Consider the following 14310-nt stretch of genomic DNA (forward strand, 5'->3'; position numbering starts at 1 on the left):
CCACCCCCTTTGCTGAGTTATGCCGTGGCGGGCTGCTAAGCCTCAGGTCCAGCTGACCGAGCCGTAGGTCTGCTCGCGGGCGGGGCCGGCACTGAAAATGACGACCGGGCAGCCCACGGTTTCCTCGATCAGATCCAGGTAGGCCTGGGCCTCGCGCGCCAGGGTGGCGCGGCTGTCGGCACCGTCGGTGGTGGCCCAGCCTTTCATGTGCTTATAGACCGGCTGGCCATCCGCGTCATAGCCCACGCACACGGGGATGCTGTCCATGCCGCTCAGAATGTCCATCTTGTTGATGACCAGCCCGTCGAGGCCGTTGACCTCCACGGCGTATTTCAGCAGGTGCAGGTCCAGCCAGCCAACCCGGCGGGCGCGGCCCGTCGTGGTCCCGAACTCGTCCCATGGCTTGGAGCCGTCGCCGCGCAGGCGCAGAATTTCCTCATCCCCGGTGACCTCGGTCACGAAAGGGCCGTGGCCCACGCGGGTGTTGAAGGCCTTGGCCACGCCGTAGACCTTGTGAATCGCCTTGTGGTTCACGCCTGCGCCGACCAGAATGCCGCCCACCGTGGGGTGGCTGCTGGTCACGAAAGGGTAGGTGCCGTAGTTCAGGTCCAGCAGGGTGGCCTGGGCGCCCTCGAACAGCACGTTGCGGCCCTCGGTGATGGCCGCGCGCAGCTGTGACCCGGTGTCCTGCACGAAGGGCAGCAGCGCCTCGCGGGTGGGGGCCAGGGCGTCCATGGCCACGTCCACGCTGGTCCAGCCGGCGTCGCGGGTGCTGTTGGGCTTGGCCTCCAGCAGGCGCTCCAGGCGCTCGCGCAGCACGGCGTCGTCGGCCAGATCACCGAAGCGCACACCCACACGCCGGGCGCGGTCCGCATAGGCCGGGCCGATGCCGCGCCCGGTGGTGCCCACGAAGTCCTTGCGGCCGTCCACGTACTTGTGGTGCGGCAGCACGAGGTGGGCGCGGTCCGAGATGCGCAGCTCCGGGTTCAGGCCGCCCTCCAGCAGGTTGCGCCGCTCTTCCATGAACTTGTCGGCGTCGATCACCATGCCGTCGCCCAGCACCGACACCGTGCCTTCGTGCAGCACGCCGCTGGGCAGCAGGTTCAGCTTGAAGGTCTGTCCCTTGGCCGTGACCGTGTGACCGGCGTTGGCACCGCCCTGGTAGCGCACCACGAACTCGGCCTCGGGAGCCAGGAAGTCCGTGATCTTCCCCTTACCTTCATCGCCCCACTGGGCCCCAACAATTGCAATTCCGGGCATTTCAGCCTCCAGCCACACGCTCAGACTTGCCTTTCGTACCCTTTGGGGCAAAAAAAACACGGCGCGCAGCACCGTACCTCAGTGTAAACGACACCACGCTTTGCTGTCCGGTCCTGTCTGCCTCTTCTGTCTGTGGAGGTTCGGGAAGCGCCGGAGAGACGGACCTGTTTACCCGGTAAGAGGTCTGCCCCGGACGGCTTCGCCATCTGGCCGATGCACCCCACCAGGCACACATGCTGCACTGCCGCCATGAGCCTCGAAATCCGCCCTGCCCTCCCATCCGACTGGAGTGTTTTGCACCCTTTTCTGGAGACGGACCGCCCGCTTGACTCCATGGAAGCAGCACACGCGAGGTTTCTGCGCCGGCCGAACTCGGAACTGCACTGTGTCCTTGTCGCTGTAAAGAACGGAACGCTGGTTGGCGTCGCTATGGCTCACGAGTGGGACGAGTACCTGATGAGCGGTCGCAAACAGATTCGCTGCTCCACGCTGCAGGTGTTGCCGGAATGGCGACGGCAAGGCATCGGACATGCTCTGTTTCAGGGCGTCGTCGGCTGGGCCGAGACCGGGGGCGCCACGTGGCTGGAGTGGTATGCCAGCCCGGCTGCTGTGCCGTTCTACGAGCGGCTGGGTTACAAAGGCGTGAGCTGCCCGCAACCGGAATACCCGTTTTTTGAAATCACGTTTCCCAGAAACGTTCGGTCTTCAGAACAGTCCTGAATGCTCAGTGGGTTCCCTCACCTGTAAGCGTCAGCAGCAGCCGGCGCGGTCCTCCCTGATCACGGTGCTCGCACAGGTACAGGCCCTGCCAGGTGCCCAGCGCCAGGCGGCCATCTTGTACAGGAACCGTCAGGCTGGGCCCCAGCACACTGGCCTTGATGTGCGCGGGCATGTCGTCCGGGCCTTCCAGGGTATGTTCCCATTCCTGCCAGTCCTGCGGCACCGCGTGATTGAAGTACCGCTCGAAATCCCGGCGCACGTCGGGTGAGGCGTTCTCGTTGATGGTCAGGCTGGCACTGGTGTGCCGCATGAAGACATGCAGCAGTCCGGCCCGCACCCGGGTCAGTTCCGGCACCGCCTGCACGACCTCGCGGGTGATCAGGTGAAAGCCACGCGGCGAGGCGCGCAGGGTCAGCTCGTGTTGGGCCCACATGTTCTCACCCTAACGGGCTGAAGTACGCCTCGTCCGGGTCCAGGGGCTGAAAGTGCTTCTGGAACTGCTGGAAATCCCAGGAATTGATCCAGACACTGCCGCTCTCCTGCCCGGCCGAGACGCGTGCGTTACGTGCCTCGACCCGGCTCCACAGCACCTCGTCAGGCACCTGCAGGCGGTACAGCCGCAGGTTCAGCCCATGACCGGCACACAGCGTGCGCAGCTCGTCCCGTTCACGGCGCAACCAGAAGCCATAGTCGAGCACCACATCGGTCCCCAGGCAGGCCGCCTGCACCCACTGCGCCTGAAACAGCCGGAGCAGCCCCGCCAGCGCTGGTCGGTAGAGTTCCTCCGGGGGATCGGCGCCCAGCAGGGCGCGCGTCCATTCGTCCGGGGAAAAGCGCAGGGCAGGCAACTCGCGCTCCAGCTGCCGCGCCAGGGTGCTCTTTCCGCTGCCGATAAAGCCGTGCAGGGCATGCACCCGGCCACGCCGCATGTTCACGCCCGCGTCCTCATATCCACCATTCTAGGGACGCGGCGCTCATGCAGCTGCCCTAGCCTGGGCCGGTATGCGCCGCCTTCTCATGCCTGCGTTGTTGACTGGCTTCATGTCTGCCCCGGCCGAGGCTGTCTCCACCCTGAATGTGCCGGTCAGCGTGCCCCTCAGCGGGGTGCAGAAAGCGGCCAATGCGCGCGTGCCAGCTGAGTTTGCCCGGGTGAACGAGACACGCTCTTTTCTGGGCGGGCTGGTCAGCGTGGCCCTGCGTGGCACCGTGACACGCACCGGACACGTCAGGGTCAGTCCCTCCCAGGACGGCCAGTCGCTGCTGATCCGCGTGCCGATCCGCGCGGCCTTCCGTGCCGAGCCCGGAGGCGCCGGGTCGGTCCTGGCACGGGATTTTGGTGGCGAGGCCACCGTCAGCCTGACGGTCACACCGTTCGTGCAACCGGACTGGGAGGCGGGCGTCAAAGTCAGTGGTGACTACGCCTGGACCGATCCGCTCAGCGTGGACCTGGGAGGGGGCGTGCGGGTCAGCGTGCAGTCGCTGGTGGATAGCCAGGTGCGCGCCCAGCTGGCCAAAGTCACGGCCGAGGTGGAGCGTGCGGTGCGTGAGGGAGCAGACCTGAAAGACAGGGCCGGCGTGCTGTGGGTCCGCGCCCAGCAGCCCTGGACACTGCCCACCCCGGAAAGCGCCTACGCACTGGTGCAGCCCCGCACCTTGAGCGTCACTCCCTTCCGCTTCACGCCGGACGCCCTGAAAGTCACCCTGGGCGCCGCGTTTGACCTGAAGGCCGGCCTGGGCCGCGCGCCTGCCGTCACGGCCCGCCCCCTCCCGGCCCTGAACGTCGCCTCCACGCTGACCGACCGCGTGGACCTGAGCGTGCCGGTGCGCCTTCCCTATCCGGAGCTGTCGGCAGCCGCCACGAAATATGCCGCCACGCAGACCTTTCCCCTGCCGGTGCCGACCTCTCCGACCCTGCGGATTACCGGCGTGAGCGTGAAGCCTGCCGGGAGCGCGCTGGGTGTCACGGTGGCCGTACGGGTAGATGGACCGCTGGGTCTGCGGGTGCCGGCGACGGTGGACGTGACCGGCACGCCCGTGCTGGGGCCGGGTGGACGGATCGTCACGCTGCGGAACGTGACCGTACGGACCCGCCGCGAGGGCCTGACCGGCCGCGTGATCGGCTGGCTGGCCGACGCCCGGGCACAGGCCTTCGTGAGCCGCATGGCCCGCTTTGACCTGGGGCCGAAGCTGACGCAGGCACAGGCCCAGTTACAGGGCCGCCTGCCCTATTCGCCCACCCCCGGGGTCACCCTGTCCGGCAAGGTGGGAACCTTGCAGCTCACGGGCCTTCAGGTCAGGCCGGACGCCCTGGCGGTGACGGCCGCCGCGACAGGTTCGCTTAAGGCGGCCCTGAACGCGTCGGCGCTGGGCCAGGGACGGTAGAGCCAGTCAGCCGGGTCGGGCTTCAGTCAAGGTCCTCATACGCTGTGCGTGCTCCATAGGTCCCGTCTTCCAGTGAATCGTAGGTGTCGTCTCCGTCATAGTTGTTGACCCAGCAGTGGGCCACGCGAACTTCACCCTCCACGGTCGCCAGGGTAAAGATCAGCTCGGCCTGATGGGCATGGTCGTAGTCGTGGTTGTATCGGCCGTATACCTCGACACTGGCAAAACCGACCAGACTCTCGGGCGTCACCTCGCCCGAGATCAGGTGCACCGGATGAACCTCTCCCTCGCACTGATCGTGCCTGAGGTTGTGCAGCTTCTCCTCGAGGGAGGCTTCCAGGTTGTCCAGGTGCATGACATAGCGCGTCGGAAACGCGAACTCCTCGTCCTCGCTGGGGCGTTCCTCGTCCAGCGCGGCCAGCAGGCGCGGTGCCTGACCCTGGAAGTACGGCGCGCACACGGCATCGAAGGCCTCCGGATCCCGCTGCAGCAGGGCGCGGGTGGCGCGGCGCAGCACCTCGCTTTCGGGGGTGGTCTGGCTGGTCATGAAAAAAGCGTACCGTGACCGCTGCTCGGCTTCTGCCGGAGATGAGCGCGGGCCCCGGCAGCCTCCTGCACGCGCCGCGCTAGCCTGCAGACCATGAACACGCACCCCAACTGGGCCACCCTGACCGAGGACCGTGAGCAGCCCTGGAAAACCCTGTCCTCGCGCGTGCTGGTCGACGGCTTCCGGGTGGTGCTCGAAGACCGGGTGGAGGTCTCAGGCGGTTCGGAGGCGATCTACCAGTACCGGCCGCGGGGACCCCGGGCGGTGTTCGTGCTGCCGGTGACCGACTCGGGTGAGGCGGTGCTGATCCGGCAGTACCGCTATCCCCTGCGGGCCAGCATCGTGGAAGTTGTGGCGGGCGGCGTGGAACGGGGCGAGGATCTTCTGGCGGCCGCCGAGCGCGAACTGAAGGAGGAGGTGGGCGGCACGGCGCGTGAGTGGCAGGCGCTGCCCGGCTTCTACCCGCAACCCAGCATCAGCGGCGTAACCTTCTATCCGCTGCTGGCCCTGGGCGTGACGCTGGGCGAGACGGCGCACGAGGAGACCGAGACCATCGAGCGGTGTGTCCTGCCGATCACCGAGGCCTACCGCATGCTCGACGCCGGCGAGATTCAGGACGGTCCCAGCAGCCTGACCCTGTGGCACGCCCGGCGGCCCTTGCAGGAGCGCGGGCTGCTGTGAGGTGCCAGGACACCGATGAGTGAGCTTCCCCGCCCCTTCACGACCCTGGCTGGCCCCCACCGCCATGACGCGGTCATCGAGAACAGCGAGTTCCTGACCTTCGCGGAGCGTGCCGATACCCCCGAGCAGGCCGTGGCCCAGCTTGCGGCGCTGCGGGCACGCTACCCGGACGCGACCCATCACTGCTGGGCCTACCGGATCGGGGCGGCGTACCGCTTCAACGATGATGGCGAGCCCGGAGGCACGGCGGGCGCCCCGATCCTGAAAGCCATCGAGGGCCAGGGCGTGGACCACGTCATGGTGGTCGTCGTGCGCTTCTACGGCGGCGTGAAGCTGGGTACCGGCGGGCTGGTGCGCGCCTACGGGGGCGGCGCGGCCGAATGCCTGCGGACAGCGGCAAAGTTCGAGGTCCGGCCCCGGCAGGCGCTGCGGGTCAGCGTGGGCTTCGATCACCTCAGCACGCTGTACCACCAGCTGGGCCTGTTCGACACGGTACGCGGGGAGGAGGACTACACCGCCCAGGGCGTCACGCTGCCGGTGGAACTGTTCCCTGAGGACGTCCAGGCCTTCACGCAGGCCCTGCGCGACGCCACGCGCGGCGCGGCGGAAGTGGCGGAAGTCAGCCCGGCGTGAGCCCGCGCTCATCAGGTCACGCGCCCCTTTCTTCCCTACACTCAGCGCCGTGCAGCTGTCCATGGCCAACCTGAGCGCCGTCTACCGCGCTTATCCCTCACAGTTCTGGGTGCTGTGGGTGGGCACACTGATCAACCGCCTGGGCGAGTTCGTGGTGCCCCTGCTGGGCTTTTACCTCGTGTCGGCGCTGGACATGAGCACCGTTCAGGTCAGTCTGGTCCTGGGTGTCCTGGGCGTGGGGCGCTTCGTGGCGGAGGGACTGGGAGGCACGCTCAGCGACCGGCTGGGCACCGGCGCGACCATGATTCTGGCCCTGAGTGGCGGCGCGGTGATGCTGCTGGGCCTCTCGACCGCCACCAGCTTTCCGGGTGTCCTGCTGGGGACGCTGCTGTTCTCGCTGTTCACGGCGCTGTACAAGCCGGCCGCCAGCAGCGCCGTGGCCGAACTCACGTCGGGCGCCCAGCGCACGCGGGCCTACAACCTGCTGTACTGGGCCATCAACGTCGGGGCGTCGGTCGCTCCGGCGCTGGGCGGCTGGCTCTCGGGCATATCCTTCCGGCTGCTGTTCTACCTGGACGCGGCCACCATGGCTGTATACGCCCTGCTGCTGGGACTGGCGCACCGCAAGACCAGGCGGCCGGCCAGAAGCAGGGAACACAAAGCAACCCTGTTGCCGCGCGATCCGCTGCTGTGGAGTTTCTGCCTGGCCTCGCTGCTGTTCGGGATGACCTACCAGAGCTACAAGCTGCTGGCGCTGGTGTTCGCGCAGCAGGGGTTCAGTGCCGTTCAGTACGGGCAGGCCCTGTCGGTCAACGGCCTGATCGTTGTGCTGCTGGGCCTGCCTTTGGGGCACGCGATTTCGCTGAGCAACCATCCGCGCTGGCAGGCGGCCGGTGCCCTGCTGCTGGGGGCCGGGTTCCTGATCCACGCCTTTGCCCAGACCTTTGGGGTGCATCTGGCCGCCATCTTCGTCTGGTCCCTGGGAGAGGTCGTGGCCTACAGCATCAGCAAAAGCATCATTGCCGAACTGGGCCCGCCCGAGCAGCGCGGCAGCTACATCGGGCTGGTGGGGAGCATGGCCGGTCTGGCGACCCTGCTGGCGCCGCTGCTGGGTGGGGTGATCCTGGCCCGCTTCGGCGCCGGACCGCTCTGGATCAGCGTGGCTGGCCTGGCCTTTCTGGCCGCGCTGATGTACTGGCGCCTCGAACCGGCCGTGACCCGCCGGCGCACCCGGGCTGCCCCAGCCTGAACTGGGCCCTCAACTGGGCACTGTCCCTGGGTCCCGGCCAGCCTCTAGACTTCCGGGGATGACGGCCAAGTCCCTTTCTTCTGCCCTGCCCTACCGGATCGGGTACGGTGAGGACGCCCACCGCCTGGCGCCCGGCCTTCCACTGATCCTGGGCGGGGTCCCCATTCCGAACGCCGAAAAAGGCGCCGTGGCCCACAGCGATGGAGACGCTGTGCTGCACGCCGTGGCAGACGCGCTGCTCTCGGGACTGGCCCTGGGCGATATCGGGCACTATTTTCCCGATACGGCCACCGAGTACAGGGAAATGGACTCGCGCATCATCCTCGACCGGGCCCTGGTGCTGGTCCGGGCACGCAGCTACGCGCCGGTGAACGTGGCGCTGGTCGTGACCCTGGACCGCCCCAAGCTGGGGCCGCTGCGCAGTGATATCGCCCGGACGGTGGCCGGGCTGCTGGACCTGCCGGCCTCGGAGGTCGGGGTGAGCTTCAAGACCTCCGAGGGGCTGGCGCCCGACCACGTGCAGACCCGCGTGACAGTCCTGCTGGGGCGCACCGGTGACTGAGACAGGGGGGAGTGGGGCCGCCGCTCCCGGACCGATGCTGCATCTGGTCCTGTTTGAGCCCGAGAAGGCCGGCAACGTGGGCAACGTGGCGCGCACCTGCTCGGTCCTGGGCGCTGAGTTGCATCTGATCCGCCCCTTTGGGTTCCGCTTGCATGACCGCGAGTTCCGCCGCGCTGTCATGGACTACCTGGAAGGTGTCACGCTGCACGAGCATGCCAGCTGGACGGCGTTTCAGACCAGCCTGAGGGCCGAGGCCCGCGTGTTCGCCTTTTCCACCCACGCCAGCGACCTCTACACCCGGGCCGGCTTTCAACGGGGCGACTACCTGCTGTTTGGCCCGGAGTCACGCGGGCTGCCGGTCTGGCTGCGCGACGCCCTGCCGAAGCTGAAGTTGCCTCAGCCGGGTGGAGGCCGCAGCCTGAATCTGGCGGTTGCGGCTGGCGTGGCGGCGTTCGAGGCCGGGCGCCAGATCGAAGGCTGGTAGGCCCGGGGGTGGATCACGGAAACACGGGGCCGACCGGCTGTCAGGGCCATGTGACGCCGCTTGCCATATCGTGTGGTCCGAACGCTATGGCCACCCACACTCACCCGCCAGGGATGCTGCCATGACCGACAAGAATGGGTCTGCGGTTAACAACCCGGTTGAAAGGAACGGAAACTTCTACCGCCTGCTGATCGAGCACAGCACGGACCTGATCACCCTGCTGGGTGAGCATGGACAGGTGCTGTACTCCAGCCCGTCGATCCATGCCCACTTGGGATACGGCGGCGCGCCCGGTCGTGAGGTGCCTGGACATGTCCGGGATCTGGTGCACTCGGCAGACTGGCCTGCCGTGGAACAGCAGGTCCAGCAGACCCCGCCCGATGGCCGCTCGGACCTGCTGCCCTACCGGGTACGGCACCTGAACGGTCACTGGCAGTGGCTGGAGGGCACGGTTGTCAATCTGCTGCACCACCCGGACGTGGGTGCGTATCTTCTGGCGGTAAGGGACGTCACGGAAGCGGTGCGCATTCAGGCAGAGCTGCGGGCACGGACGCAGGAACGCGCCGATCTCCTGGAGAGCATCACTGACGCCTTCTATGTCCTGGACCGCGACTGGCGCTTCGTGTATGTGAATGCCCAGGCGCAACACCTGCTGGGGAAATCCGCAGACGAGCTGATCGGACAGGTGAAGTGGGACGTCTTTCCGGAGTCCACCAACAATCTGGTGGGCACGCAGTACCGCGAGGCCGTGCGCAGCGGGCTTCCCCAGAAGTTCGAGGTGTACTACGAACCCCTGGAGCTGTGGGCGGAAGCGCATCTGTACCCCTCTGCGCGCGGCCTGTCAGTGACGTTCCAGGACATTGGCGCGCGCAAGGCGGCGGAGCGCGCCGAGCAGCAGCGCAGCCGCATTCTGGAACTGACCTTGCAGGGCACCCCCCTGGAGCAGCTTCTGCATGAAGTCGCCGTGCTGGTCGAGCAGCAGCGCCCCGGGGTGCTGTGCTCCGTGCTGCTGAGGCAGGGCGATCGGCTGTTCACGGCGGCGGCACCCTCCTTGCCGGACACCTACAGCCGCGCGATTGACGGGCTTCAGATCGGTGCCGGGCAGGGCGCCTGCGGTACGGCGGCCTTCACACGTCAGGCGGTCGTTGCGCATGACATCAACGACGATCCGCGCTGCGCGCCTTACCTGGGGATCCTGCAGTTGCACGGCCTGCGCAGCTGTGTGTCCCTGCCGGTCCTGGATGAGCAGGGACATGTGCTCGGCACCCTTGCCCTGTACGAACGCAGCGTGGCCAGCGGAGCCACCGGGCACCTGGACACGCTGTTCCACGCCCGCGATCTGGCTGCTCTGGCGATCAAGCACCATCAGCTGACAGCGCAGCTTCGCCACCAGGCGCATCACGACGCCCTCACAGGCCTGCCGAACCGGACCCTGTTTACCGAGCGGCTCGCCGACGCGCTGGGTCAGTCGGAACGCGCCCGGTCCTCCACGGCGCTGCTGTTCGTGGATCTCGACGATTTCAAGGGCGTGAACGATACGGTCGGACATCACATCGGCGACCAGGTGCTGCAGGCGGTTGCCGGGCGTCTGCAGGCCTGTGCCCGGCGCGGTGACGTGGTCGCCCGCGTGGGCGGTGATGAGTTCACCCTGGTTCTGCCGTTCGCGGAGGAAGCGCATGCCACCGCAGTCGCGCAGCGCATTCTGAACGAGCTGGCCCGTCCGTTCGAGGTCCAGGGACGCTCCTTCCATCTAGGAGCATCCATCGGGATCAGCGTCTCCCCGCATGGTGGGCACGACGGCGATACCCTGCACCGGCATGCAGACCTGGCCATGTACCGCGCCAAGGACCAGAAAAGCGGTATTGCCGTGTTCGAAGCGGCCATGAATCAGCAGGCGCAGCTTCGCCTGCAGCTCGCCACGGACCTGCGGCTGGCGCTGGAGGCCCCCCATACGCAACTGGAGCTGCATTACCAGCCGCAGGTGCGCCTGGAAGACGGGCAGGTGGTCGGCGCCGAGGCACTGGTGCGCTGGCGACACCCACATCTGGGTCTGGTGCCCCCGGGGCAGTTCATTCCAGTGGCAGAGAGCACCGGCCTGATCGTGCCGCTGGGCATATGGGTGTTGAACGAGGCGTGCCGGCAGGCAGCCGACTGGGCAGCACACGGACACAGTGGGCTGCGTGTCGCCGTGAACGTTTCCGCGCTGCAGTTTGCCAGACCCGATTTCGTGGACACGGTGTCGGCCACGCTGCACGCCACCGGTCTGCCTGCCGACCAGCTGGAGGTGGAGCTCACCGAGAGCGCCGTGATGCAGGACGTTCACGGCGCGGTGGAGCGTATGGAACGCCTGCGTGCGCTGGGCGTGTCGGTCGCGGTGGACGATTTCGGAACCGGCTACTCCAGCCTCAGTTACCTGCAGCGCCTGCCGCTCAATGTCCTCAAGATCGACCGGGCGTTCGTGCAGGGCCTGGAGGTGAACACGACGTCCCGGTCGGTGGTCCAGGCGATCCTGGGACTGGCACAGCACCTGAACCTCAACTGCGTGGCAGAAGGAGTGGAGACCCCCGAGGAGCGGGAGGCGCTGCGGGCCATCGGGTGCCGGTACGCGCAGGGCTTTCACTTCGCGCGTCCCCTGCCGGCGCCGGCCCTGCTGGAACTGCTGAGCCGCACGGGCCACCTGCTTTGAGGTTCGGCAGCCAGGGATGGGCGCTGGCGAGCCCGCAGAACCGGAGGCTGTGCCCCGACTGCTAGAGAAAGGGCAGCGCGTAGAGTAAGGAGAATGACAACTTCTGACTTTGAGACGAAGCTCGCGCGCTACGCCGAACTGCTGGTTCACACTGGCGTGAACCTTCCCGAGGGTGGAAAGCTGCTGGTCACCGCCCCCCTGGAGGCGGCGGCGCTGGTTCAGCGGGTCACACGCGCCGCCTACCGCGCCGGCGCCGTGCACGTGAAGGTCAACTACACCGACCAGATGCTGTCGCTGGCCCTGTTCGAGGACGGCTCGGACGCCGCGGTGGCCTTCTTGCCCGAATGGGTGGCGCTGGAGGCCGAGAAGGCTGTCGAGGACGGCTACGCCCGCCTGAGCATCGCCGGGGACGATCCCAACCTGCTGTCCGGGGTCAACCCGGACCGGGTGGCCCTGCGCAGCAAACTGCAGGCCCAGGCCATGAAGGCCGTGTCCGAGGCCGTGGGAGGCTTCGCGGTGAACTGGTGCGTGGCGGCCATGAGCACGCCCGCCTGGGCCACGCGGGTCTACCCGGACCTGAGCCCGGACGAAGCCGTCTCGCGCCTGTGGGACGACATCTTTACGGTCACCCGCGCCGACCAGCCGGACCCGGTGGCGGCCTGGAACACCCACCTGGGCGAACTGGAACGCCTGACGGCCCTGCTGACCGAAAAACAGTACGCCGCCATCCACCTGAAGTCTGAACTGGGCACCGATCTGACGGTGGGGCTGGCTGACGGGCACATCTGGCAGGGCGGCGCCGAGACTGCGCGCAACGGTATTCGCGGCGTGCCCAACCTGCCCACCGACGAGGTCTTCACCGCTCCGCACCGCGGCCGCGTGGACGGCTGGGCCGTGGCCAGCAAACCCCTGAGTGTGCGGGGCCAGTTACTGGACGGCATCCGGGTCCGTTTCGAGAACGGCCGGGCGGTGGAAGTCACGGCCCGGCAGGGCGAGGAAACGCTGCGCAAGCTGATCGAGACCGACGAGGGCGCCGCGCACCTGGGCGAACTGGCACTGGTCAAGGCCTCCGCGCCGGTTGCCCGGACCGGCACCCTGTTCCTGAACACGCTGTTCGACGAGAATGCCGCCTCGCACATCGCCCTAGGACGCTGCTACCCCACCAACGTGCAGCACGGCGAGAACCCCGAGGCACTGCGCGCTGCGGGTGGCAACGACAGCCTGATACACGTGGACTGGATGATCGGCACGCCCGGAACCGACGTGGATGGTGTCATGGCCAGCGGCGAGCGCGAGCCGTTGATGCGCGGTGGTGAATGGGTGATCTGAAAAGGCTCAGAGAAGGGCAGACCCCATTCCCACCTCACTCAGAAGGCGCCTGCCGACACAGAGGGTAGAATGCCGGCCATGAGCGACCTTTACAGCAATGACGGTTTCACGCCCACGCCTGAGCTGAGCGCCGAGCGCCAGACCCGCTTCTCGCAGGCGCCGGAACTGGGTGCGGGCATCGAGCCCGGCAAGCAGTACCGCGCCGTGCTGGAAACCAGCAAGGGCCGGATCGTGGTGGAACTGTTCCCTGACGACGCCCCCATGACCGTGAACTCGTTCGCTTACCTGCTGCGTCACCACTACTACGACGGCATCAAGTTCCACCGCGTACTCGAAGGGTTCATGGCCCAGACGGGTGACCCCACCGGCACCGGCGCCGGCGGCCCCGGCTATGACTTCGAGGACGAGCCCAACAACCAGCGCCACACCGGCAAGGGCGTCCTGAGCATGGCCAACCGCGGCCCGAACACCAACGGCTCGCAGTTTTTCATCACCTTCGTGGCCACCCCGCACCTGGACGGCCGTCACACCGTGTTCGGCAAAGTGGTCGAGGGTCTGGATGTGCTGGACCGCATCACCCGGATTCAGCCGGGCATGGGCGGCACGCCTGACGTGATCGAAACCGCGTATCTGGTCGAGAAGTAAGCTCGGGAAGGGAATCGGCACACCCTCAGTGCCTCAAGCGAGCCCCGGCCTGTTCAGGCCGGGGCTCGCTATTGCTGGCGTGTCTGGGTGATGTAAAACCAGGCCTCTGCGCCATCTACGGTGAGCTGCCCGCAGAAGCTGCGCCCCCGAAGGACAGCTCTTCGTTGTGACAAGGCCAGCCCGCTGGGTGTTTGCTGGATGCTCACACCCCGTCAGGCCGGCAGGCGCACAGTGGCCAGTATGAAACGTTTCCTTCTGATCGGCCTGCTGTTCAGTGGCGTCGCTGCGGCCCAGACGCAGGGGAGCCAGATCATCCAGGACAACAACCGCACCTACCGGATTGCCTGCTCAGGCACGAATGACGTTATTTCCGTGCGGGGCTATAACAACATCGTGACCCTGACGGGCGTGTGCGAGAACCTCGTGATTTACGGCAACAGCAATACTGTCATGGCCGTCACGCTGAAAGACATCTGGTTGAGGGGTAACGACAATGTAGTCACGGCCAGCCAGCAGACGCAGGCTCCCAGGATCAGCAACACCGGAGAGGACAACCGGTATTCGGTCGGAACAGCAGTCTCGGGGCCGACGTCGGTCTCCGGGTCAGCCCAGCAGGCGGACGACAGAGATGAGGACGACCGCGACGACAAAGGCAAGAACAAGAAAGGCAAGAAGGACAAAAACAAAGGCAACGGGAAGGGCCGCTGAACTCCCTCCTGAACGCACACGCTCCAAAAGCAAGGGGAACAGCCGTAACAGCTGTCCCCCTTCCTGATCTGCCCTGCTTCAGTCGCGTTCGCGTTCGCGCTCGGCGTTGAGCTGAGCCTGAATCTGGGCCTGGCGCTGACGCACGTAGTCCTGATGAAAGCGCTGCTCGTCGAGCAGGCTGGTGCCCACCGTCAGTTTGCCGGTGGCCAGTTCACGCATCGCCTGGGTTACCAGATTGCGCGTACGCACGCGCGTTTCGACCGGCAGGACGCTGGGAGCGCCGGAGCGCAGCTGCAGTGCACGTTTTGCCGTCACGACCGACAGGCGGTACTTGCTGTCGGTCATGGAAAGCAACTTGTCAATATCCTTCTCGGCCATACGACCCTCCTCGCCGCACCTAAGCGCAGGCTTCTCAGCCCCACAG

General features: G+C 66.9%; 16 protein-coding genes. 11 read left to right on the plus strand and 5 right to left on the minus strand.

The window, feature by feature from the left end; translation table 11 throughout:
• Nucleotides 1-42 precede the first annotated feature (42 nt).
• Complete coding sequence (locus tag IEY49_RS11490; RefSeq protein ID WP_189008546.1) at nt 43-1260, minus strand: adenylosuccinate synthase; 1218 nt, start codon at nt 1258-1260, stop codon at nt 43-45.
• Nucleotides 1261-1509: 249 nt separating this feature from the next.
• Here IEY49_RS11490 and IEY49_RS11495 point away from each other — a divergent pair, with 249 nt between their 5' ends.
• Nucleotides 1510-1980, plus strand: a complete 471-nt coding sequence (locus tag IEY49_RS11495; RefSeq protein ID WP_189008549.1) for a GNAT family N-acetyltransferase — start codon at nt 1510-1512, stop codon at nt 1978-1980.
• Between the two features lie 4 nt (nt 1981-1984).
• Here the strand turns inward: IEY49_RS11495 and IEY49_RS11500 are convergent, their stop codons facing one another.
• Both IEY49_RS11500 and IEY49_RS11505 read right to left on the minus strand, forming a co-directional pair.
• Nucleotides 1985-2413 carry a secondary thiamine-phosphate synthase enzyme YjbQ gene (locus tag IEY49_RS11500; RefSeq protein WP_189008552.1) on the minus strand — a complete coding sequence of 143 codons (429 nt, stop codon included), beginning with the start codon at nt 2411-2413 and terminating at the stop codon, nt 1985-1987.
• A gap of 4 nt (nt 2414-2417) precedes the next feature.
• Nucleotides 2418-2909, minus strand: a complete 492-nt coding sequence (locus IEY49_RS11505) for a P-loop nucleotide/nucleoside kinase family protein (RefSeq protein ID WP_229780771.1) — start codon at nt 2907-2909, stop codon at nt 2418-2420.
• A gap of 112 nt (nt 2910-3021) precedes the next feature.
• On the opposite strand from IEY49_RS11505, the gene IEY49_RS11510 reads away from it, so the two are divergent.
• Entirely contained in the window at nt 3022-4362 is a 1341-nt protein-coding gene (locus IEY49_RS11510) for a DUF4403 family protein (protein WP_308424659.1), read from the plus strand.
• 22 nt (nt 4363-4384) lie between these two features.
• On the opposite strand, the gene IEY49_RS11515 is transcribed toward IEY49_RS11510, so the two are convergent.
• Nucleotides 4385-4909, minus strand: a complete 525-nt coding sequence (locus IEY49_RS11515) for a hypothetical protein (RefSeq protein ID WP_189008561.1) — start codon at nt 4907-4909, stop codon at nt 4385-4387.
• A 93-nt stretch (nt 4910-5002) separates the two neighbouring features.
• On the opposite strand from IEY49_RS11515, the gene IEY49_RS11520 reads away from it, so the two are divergent.
• The 9 genes from IEY49_RS11520 to IEY49_RS11560 all read left to right on the plus strand — a co-directional run bounded on the left by IEY49_RS11520 (nt 5003) and on the right by IEY49_RS11560 (nt 13886).
• Nucleotides 5003-5590: an NUDIX domain-containing protein gene (locus IEY49_RS11520; protein ID WP_189008564.1), complete on the plus strand. Its 588-nt coding sequence runs from the start codon at nt 5003-5005 to the stop codon at nt 5588-5590.
• 15 nt (nt 5591-5605) lie between these two features.
• The gene (locus IEY49_RS11525; RefSeq protein WP_189008567.1) at nt 5606-6223 is read left to right on the plus strand and encodes an IMPACT family protein; all 618 of its coding nucleotides are present in this window, start codon (nt 5606-5608) and stop codon (nt 6221-6223) included.
• Nucleotides 6224-6272: 49 nt separating this feature from the next.
• On the plus strand, nt 6273-7472 hold the full coding sequence (locus tag IEY49_RS11530; RefSeq protein WP_189008570.1) for an MFS transporter: 1200 nt from the start codon (nt 6273-6275) through the stop codon (nt 7470-7472).
• 58 nt (nt 7473-7530) lie between these two features.
• Nucleotides 7531-8034: a 2-C-methyl-D-erythritol 2,4-cyclodiphosphate synthase gene (gene ispF / locus IEY49_RS11535; RefSeq protein ID WP_189008573.1), complete on the plus strand. Its 504-nt coding sequence runs from the start codon at nt 7531-7533 to the stop codon at nt 8032-8034.
• Nucleotides 8035-8068: 34 nt separating this feature from the next.
• On the plus strand, nt 8069-8518 hold the full coding sequence (locus IEY49_RS11540; RefSeq protein WP_189008963.1) for a tRNA (cytidine(34)-2'-O)-methyltransferase: 450 nt from the start codon (nt 8069-8071) through the stop codon (nt 8516-8518).
• A 121-nt stretch (nt 8519-8639) separates the two neighbouring features.
• Nucleotides 8640-11204: a sensor domain-containing protein gene (locus IEY49_RS11545; protein WP_189008576.1), complete on the plus strand. Its 2565-nt coding sequence runs from the start codon at nt 8640-8642 to the stop codon at nt 11202-11204.
• 93 nt (nt 11205-11297) lie between these two features.
• Nucleotides 11298-12533 (plus strand): aminopeptidase, encoded by a 1236-nt coding sequence (locus IEY49_RS11550; protein ID WP_189008579.1) that lies wholly within the window; start codon nt 11298-11300, stop codon nt 12531-12533.
• A 78-nt stretch (nt 12534-12611) separates the two neighbouring features.
• On the plus strand, nt 12612-13178 hold the full coding sequence (locus IEY49_RS11555) for a peptidylprolyl isomerase (protein WP_189008582.1): 567 nt from the start codon (nt 12612-12614) through the stop codon (nt 13176-13178).
• Nucleotides 13179-13418: 240 nt separating this feature from the next.
• The gene (locus IEY49_RS11560) at nt 13419-13886 is read left to right on the plus strand and encodes a DUF3060 domain-containing protein (RefSeq protein WP_229780754.1); all 468 of its coding nucleotides are present in this window, start codon (nt 13419-13421) and stop codon (nt 13884-13886) included.
• 78 nt (nt 13887-13964) lie between these two features.
• Here IEY49_RS11560 and rpoZ read toward each other — a convergent pair whose 3' ends face one another.
• Nucleotides 13965-14264, minus strand: a complete 300-nt coding sequence (gene rpoZ, locus IEY49_RS11565) for a DNA-directed RNA polymerase subunit omega (protein WP_189008585.1) — start codon at nt 14262-14264, stop codon at nt 13965-13967.
• Between the last annotated feature and the right edge of the window lie 46 nt (nt 14265-14310).

The sequence above is a fragment of the Deinococcus malanensis genome (assembly GCF_014647655.1).
In the GTDB taxonomy this organism is placed as follows: domain Bacteria; phylum Deinococcota; class Deinococci; order Deinococcales; family Deinococcaceae; genus Deinococcus; species Deinococcus malanensis.

Coding starts and splice junctions, on each gene's coding strand:
- IEY49_RS11490 (WP_189008546.1), bottom strand. CDS start 1,260: ATGCCCGGAATTGCAATTGTTGGGGCCCAGTGGGGCGATGAAGGTAAG.
- IEY49_RS11495 (WP_189008549.1), top strand. CDS start 1,510: ATGAGCCTCGAAATCCGCCCTGCCCTCCCATCCGACTGGAGTGTTTTG.
- IEY49_RS11500 (WP_189008552.1), bottom strand. CDS start 2,413: ATGTGGGCCCAACACGAGCTGACCCTGCGCGCCTCGCCGCGTGGCTTT.
- IEY49_RS11505 (WP_229780771.1), bottom strand. CDS start 2,909: ATGCGGCGTGGCCGGGTGCATGCCCTGCACGGCTTTATCGGCAGCGGA.
- IEY49_RS11510 (WP_308424659.1), top strand. CDS start 3,022: ATGTCTGCCCCGGCCGAGGCTGTCTCCACCCTGAATGTGCCGGTCAGC.
- IEY49_RS11515 (WP_189008561.1), bottom strand. CDS start 4,909: ATGACCAGCCAGACCACCCCCGAAAGCGAGGTGCTGCGCCGCGCCACC.
- IEY49_RS11520 (WP_189008564.1), top strand. CDS start 5,003: ATGAACACGCACCCCAACTGGGCCACCCTGACCGAGGACCGTGAGCAG.
- IEY49_RS11525 (WP_189008567.1), top strand. CDS start 5,606: ATGAGTGAGCTTCCCCGCCCCTTCACGACCCTGGCTGGCCCCCACCGC.
- ispF (WP_189008573.1), top strand. CDS start 7,531: ATGACGGCCAAGTCCCTTTCTTCTGCCCTGCCCTACCGGATCGGGTAC.
- IEY49_RS11540 (WP_189008963.1), top strand. CDS start 8,069: ATGCTGCATCTGGTCCTGTTTGAGCCCGAGAAGGCCGGCAACGTGGGC.
- IEY49_RS11545 (WP_189008576.1), top strand. CDS start 8,640: ATGACCGACAAGAATGGGTCTGCGGTTAACAACCCGGTTGAAAGGAAC.
- IEY49_RS11550 (WP_189008579.1), top strand. CDS start 11,298: ATGACAACTTCTGACTTTGAGACGAAGCTCGCGCGCTACGCCGAACTG.
- IEY49_RS11555 (WP_189008582.1), top strand. CDS start 12,612: ATGAGCGACCTTTACAGCAATGACGGTTTCACGCCCACGCCTGAGCTG.
- IEY49_RS11560 (WP_229780754.1), top strand. CDS start 13,419: ATGAAACGTTTCCTTCTGATCGGCCTGCTGTTCAGTGGCGTCGCTGCG.
- rpoZ (WP_189008585.1), bottom strand. CDS start 14,264: ATGGCCGAGAAGGATATTGACAAGTTGCTTTCCATGACCGACAGCAAG.